Source organism: Tardiphaga sp. (assembly GCF_025356345.1).
Classification (GTDB): Bacteria; Pseudomonadota; Alphaproteobacteria; order Rhizobiales; family Xanthobacteraceae; genus Tardiphaga.
Map to the genome: position 1 here is coordinate 1 of NZ_JANXTC010000321.1, position 5,185 is coordinate 5,185.

A 5,185-nucleotide genomic window follows, 5' to 3' on the forward strand; every position below is an offset into this window, starting at 1 on the left:
CGGGTTTGCCGGGCTCTATCTGCTGCACAAGCTGCGCGGGCTTGGCTTTTCGGTGCGAGTATTTGAGCAAGGCGGCGACGTTGGCGGCACCTGGTACTGGAACCGGTATCCGGGCGCGCGCTGCGACGTCGAGAGCATGCAGTACTCGTTCTCGTTCGACGAAAGACTGCAGCAGGAGTGGGACTGGAGCGAACGCTACGCGCCGCAGCCGGAAATCCTGCGCTATGCCAGCCATGTCGCCGACCGCTTCGACCTGCGCCGCGACATCCAGTTCGACACCCGCGTCGAGAGCGCGGTGTTCGATGCGCATCGCAACGAGTGGACCGTGAAGACCTCCGACGGAAAAAGCACCGGCGCGCACCATGTCGTGCTCGCGACCGGCTGTCTGTCGAACGCCCGCACCCCTGAATTCAAGGGCATGGCGGACTTCAAGGGCGATATCTACCATACCGGAAACTGGCCGCATGAGCAGGTGGATTTCACCGGACGTCGGGTCGGCGTGATTGGCACCGGCTCGTCGGCGATCCAGTCGATCCCGGTGATCGCCGCGCAGGCCAGCCAGCTCACGGTGTTCCAGCGCACCGCGAATTTCAGCGTGCCCGCGCGTAACGCGAAGCTTACCGACGACGAGCGCAAATCGTTCCGCGACAACTATCCGGAAATCCGTCGCCGCGCCCGCGAGGACATGAAGAACGGCATCGTGCAGGCCGTTCCCGACCGCGGCGCGCTGGAAGATCCGGAAGAAATCCGCCGCGAAAAATATGCCGCGCGCTGGCATAGCGGCGGGCTCACCTTCATGGGCGTCTATAATAATCTCGTGCTCGACCAGCCGGCCAACGACACCGCTGCCAACTTCATCCGCGACAGGATCGCGGAGATCGTCACCGATCCGGAGACAGCCAGGCTGTTGCAGCCGAACGACCATCCGGTCGGCTCCAAACGCATCTGCGTCGATACCGACTATTACGCCACTTTCAACCGGCCCAATGTGCAACTGGTCGACATTCGCAGCCATCCGATCGAGAAGATCCTGCCGCACGGCGTGCGCAGCGGCGGACGGGATTACGAGGTCGACGCGCTGGTGCTGGCCACCGGATTCGATGCGATGACCGGCTCGGTGGCGAAGATCGAGATTCGCGGCCGCAATGGCCAGACGCTGAACGACAAATGGGCGGAGGGGCCGCGCACCTATCTCGGCCTGATGAGCGCCGGTTTCCCGAACCTGTTGATGGTCACCGGCCCCGGCAGCCCGTCGGTGCTGAGCAACATGATCGTCTCGATCGAACAGCATGTTGACTGGATTACCGACTGCCTCGCCTATCAGCGCGACCGCGGCGTCGACAGTATGGAAGCGACGCGGGAGGCCGAGGACAAATGGGTCGCGCATGTCAACGAGGTCGCCGGCAATACGCTCTATCCGCAGGCCAATTCCTGGTACATGGGCGCCAACATCCCCGGCAAGCCGCAGATCTTCATGCCCTATATCGGCGGTGTCGGTGTCTACCGGCAGATCTGCAACGAGGTCGCGGCGAAGGATTATGAAGGCTTCGCGATGACGGTGGCAGCAAAGCCGAAGGCGGCGGCGATCAGCTAGCGCGGGTTGACCTAAAGATGATCGACGCCCTATCCCCCGTCATTGCGAGGTCAGGGAAAGCCAATTGGCTTTCCCCGTAGCGAAGTGACGCGGAAATCCAGCAAGCGGCAAGCGAAGAGAGAACTGGATTGCTTCGTCGCAAGGGCTTTTCGCAATGACAAGCTCAGAACGCCGTATAGCCGCCATCGATCAGGAACGTATCCGCGGTGTGGTAGGACGACGCCTTGCTCATCAGATAGACCGCGATGCCGCCGAAATCCGACGGCTCGCCGAAGCGGCGCACCGGAATCCGCGGCATCACATTGGCAACGAATTTTTCGTTGGCCATGATGCCGGCGGTCATGTCGCTCTTGATCCAGCCGGGCAGGATCGCATTCGCGGTCACGCCCTGCCGCGCCAGTTCCACCGCGAGGGCGCGCACCAGCGCGTTGATCGCGGCCTTGGTCGCGGCATAATGTTCGTTGCGCGCGGTGCCGAAGATCGAGGCCAGGCTCGACGTCGCCACCAGCCGGCCGAATTTATCGCCAGCTTCGGCGCGCTCGGTCATGTGCCGCGCCGCCACCTGGAACACATGAAACACACCGTCGAGATTGGTGGCGAACATGTTGCGCCATTGTTCCTCGGTGCGGTCGATGAAGGCGTGGCGCCCGCCGCCGCCGATCCCGGCATTGGCAAAGCAGCCATCGACCCGGCCGAATGTCTGCAGCGTGGCGTCCATCGCGGCCTTCACCGAAATGGTATCGGTGACGTCGCAGAGCTGCGTATCCACCTTGCCGGCGCAGGACGCCATGGTCGCCGCGGCGTCGGCGTTCTTGCCGGCGTTGCGGCCCCAGATCGAGACGTTGCAGCCGGCGGTCGCCAGCGCCTGCGCGATGCCGAGGCCGATGCCGCCATTGCCGCCGGTGATGATGGCGACGCGGCCGCTCAGATCGAAGATGCTCATGGGGCGTTTCCTGGGTGCGGCGCACGTTGGTCGTGCGTTCAGATGAGGTCAGACGTTCGACGGCAAGCATGGACAAGCGCGCGCGAAAAATCAAATATGGTGCTCGACATTCTATGCTTCCACACCGCGGAATAAACACGCGGAAACCCCCGTGAGGAAACCATGCAGTTCAAGCACGTCACGCTCGACATCGACGGCGCCGTCGCCATCCTGAAGCTCGATCATCAGGAGGTGATGAATGCCGTGTCGGTGGACATGCTCGGCGGTCTCGGCGAGGCGCTCGACGAGATCGAGGAGCGCCGCGCCGAGGTGCGCTGCCTGGTCATCACCGGCGCCGGCCGCGCCTTCTGTACCGGCGCCAATCTGCAGGGCCGCAACAATAACGTGACCAAGCGCGGCGGTGCCGGTGCGACGCTGGAGACGGCCTTCCATCCGTTCCTGCGCCGGCTGCGTGGCCTGCATTGCCCGATCGTGACGGCGGTGAACGGCCCGGCGGCCGGCGCCGGCATGAGCTTCGCGCTGATGGGCGATTTGATCCTGTGCGCGCGGTCGTCCTATTTCCTGCAGGCCTTCCGTCGCATCGGCCTGGTGCCGGATTGCGGTTCGACCTGGATCTTGCCGCGGCTGATCGGCAAGGCCCGCGCGGTGGAATTGTCGCTGCTCGGCGAACGGTTGCCGGCGGAAAAGGCGCTGGAATGGGGACTGGTCAACCGCGTGTTCGACGATGCGGTCTTGATGGAAGAGACCCTGAAGATGGCGCATGACCTCGCCAACGGCCCGACGCTGGCACTGTCGCTGATCCGCAAGCTGTATTGGGACAGCACCGAGAATTCCTTCGAGGACCAGATCAATCTCGAGGTGCAGTCGCAGCGCATCGCCGGCGGCAGCACGGACTTCAAGGAAGGCGTCTCGGCGTTTCTGGAAAAGCGCCCGGCGAAATTTACCGGCCAATAGGCCGCCCGGATGGTGGCGATCACAACGCAGGATCTGCTCGCGGCCAGCATCGCGTCGTGGTGCGACGGCGCGACCGGGGTTTCGGAGGTGGCGCGGCTGTCCGGCGGCGCCAGCCAGGAGACCTGGTCGTTCGATATCGCGCATCCCGATGGCGTCATCGGCGCCATCCTGCGCCGGGCGCCGCAGGGCTATGGCGCGGCGTCGGGGCGGGCCTGCGGGCTGGTCACCGAGGCCGCGCTGATCCGCCGCGCGCATCAGGCCGGCGTGCCGGTGCCGGTAGTGCTGCATGTGTTGACCGAGGCCGATGGCCTCGGCATCGGTTTCATCATGAAGCGGATCGAGGGCGAAACCATCCCGCGCAAGATCCTGCGCGATGCGCCCTTTGCGGCGATACGACCTCAACTGGCGCGCCAGCTTGGTGGCATCCTCGCCGGCATCCATGGCCTGCCACTCGGGCAATTGCCGGAACTTCGCCGCATGACGGCGGCGGCGGAAATCGATGAGCTGGCGCGCGACATCGCCGGCTTCAATTGGCCACGTCCGGTGTTCCAGCTCGCGCTGCGCTGGCTGCGCGATCACGATCCCGGCGCCGGCGAGCGCCTCACGCTGGTGCATGGCGATTTCCGTCACGGCAACCTGATGATCGGCCCCGACGGCATGCGGGCGGTGCTCGACTGGGAGCTCGCCCATCTCGGCGATCCCATGGAGGATCTCGGCTGGATCTGTGTGAATTCGTGGCGGTTCGGCGAGATCGACCATCCGGTGGGCGGTTTCGGCAGCCGCGAGGAGCTGTTCGCCGGTTATGAGATGGCGGGCGGCGGCACGGTTGATCCGGCCCGCGTCAAATTCTGGGAAGTGATGGGCACGTTGCGCTGGGGCGTGATGTGCTGCGGCATGATGCAGCGCTTTCGTGACGGTCCGGATCATTCCATGGAACGCGCGATGATCGGACGGCGCTCGTCGGAGACCGAGATCGATTTGCTACGGCTACTATCCCCGCGAGGTCGAGATGCAGGATGAACCGAAACCGGCCGAGCTGACCACGGCGGTCGCCGATTTCCTGCGCAGCGAGATCGCGCCGGTCATCACCGGCCATGCCGCCTTCAAGCTGCGGGTGGCGATCAACGCGCTCGACCTGGTGACGCGACAGCTCTCGTTGCAGGACGGCAGCGATGCCAGCGAACTGCACGGACTGACCCTACTGCTCGGCGTCCAGGGTACGCTGGCGGGATTGAACCAGGATCTCGCCGACCGCATCGCGCAGGGCGATGTTGATCTCGAGACGCCCGGCGTCAAGGAGCATCTGTGGCGGACGACGCTCGCCAAGCTGGCCGTCGATCAGCCGAACTACGCGGCGTATAAGCGGGAAATCGATACCAAGCGATAACCCCTCCGCCGTCATTGCGAGGTCGGGGAAAGCCTGCGGCTTTCCCCTTAGCGAAGCGACGCGGCAATCCAGAAAGCCACAAGGCAAGACTGGATTGCTTCGTCGCAAGGGCTCCTCGCAATGACGGGTGGAGGTTGGAGCTCTACTTACCCTTCCACAGCGGTGCGCGCTTTTCCGAAAACGCCTTCGGTCCCTCGATGTAATCCTCCGACGCCACCATCGCCTTCACCGCGGGATATTCGCGCTGCTCGGCCATCGCATGCGGCAATGATACTTCCATGCCCTTCTGGATCGCCTGCTTTGAGGC

General features: G+C 64.3%; 5 protein-coding genes and 1 pseudogene. 4 read left to right on the forward strand and 2 right to left on the reverse strand.

The window, feature by feature from the left end:
• A partial coding sequence (locus tag Q0S16_RS19650; protein WP_295851849.1) for an NAD(P)/FAD-dependent oxidoreductase occupies positions 1 to 1,594 on the forward strand: 1,594 nt, incomplete at its 5' end.
• Positions 1,595 to 1,757: 163 nt separating this feature from the next.
• Here Q0S16_RS19650 and Q0S16_RS19655 read toward each other — a convergent pair.
• Positions 1,758 to 2,537, reverse strand: a complete 780-nt coding sequence (locus tag Q0S16_RS19655; protein WP_295851852.1) for an SDR family oxidoreductase — start codon at positions 2,535 to 2,537, stop codon at positions 1,758 to 1,760.
• A 162-nt stretch (positions 2,538 to 2,699) separates the two neighbouring features.
• Here Q0S16_RS19655 and Q0S16_RS19660 point away from each other — a divergent pair, with 162 nt between their 5' ends.
• From Q0S16_RS19660 to Q0S16_RS19670, 3 genes are read left to right on the forward strand one after another with little or no spacing between them, the layout of a single operon-like run.
• The gene (locus Q0S16_RS19660; RefSeq protein WP_295851854.1) at positions 2,700 to 3,491 is read left to right on the forward strand and encodes an enoyl-CoA hydratase/isomerase; all 792 of its coding nucleotides are present in this window, start codon (positions 2,700 to 2,702) and stop codon (positions 3,489 to 3,491) included.
• A 9-nt stretch (positions 3,492 to 3,500) separates the two neighbouring features.
• Entirely contained in the window at positions 3,501 to 4,511 is a 1,011-nt protein-coding gene (locus tag Q0S16_RS19665) for a phosphotransferase family protein (RefSeq protein ID WP_295851858.1), read from the forward strand.
• Complete coding sequence (locus Q0S16_RS19670) at positions 4,501 to 4,878, forward strand: DUF6285 domain-containing protein (RefSeq protein WP_295851860.1); 378 nt, start codon at positions 4,501 to 4,503, stop codon at positions 4,876 to 4,878. The genes Q0S16_RS19665 and Q0S16_RS19670 overlap by 11 nt, the downstream gene beginning before the upstream one ends.
• Before the next feature lie 142 nt (positions 4,879 to 5,020).
• Here the strand turns inward: Q0S16_RS19670 and Q0S16_RS19675 are convergent.
• A pseudogene (locus Q0S16_RS19675) lies at positions 5,021 to 5,185 on the reverse strand (enoyl-CoA hydratase); the annotation flags it as partial.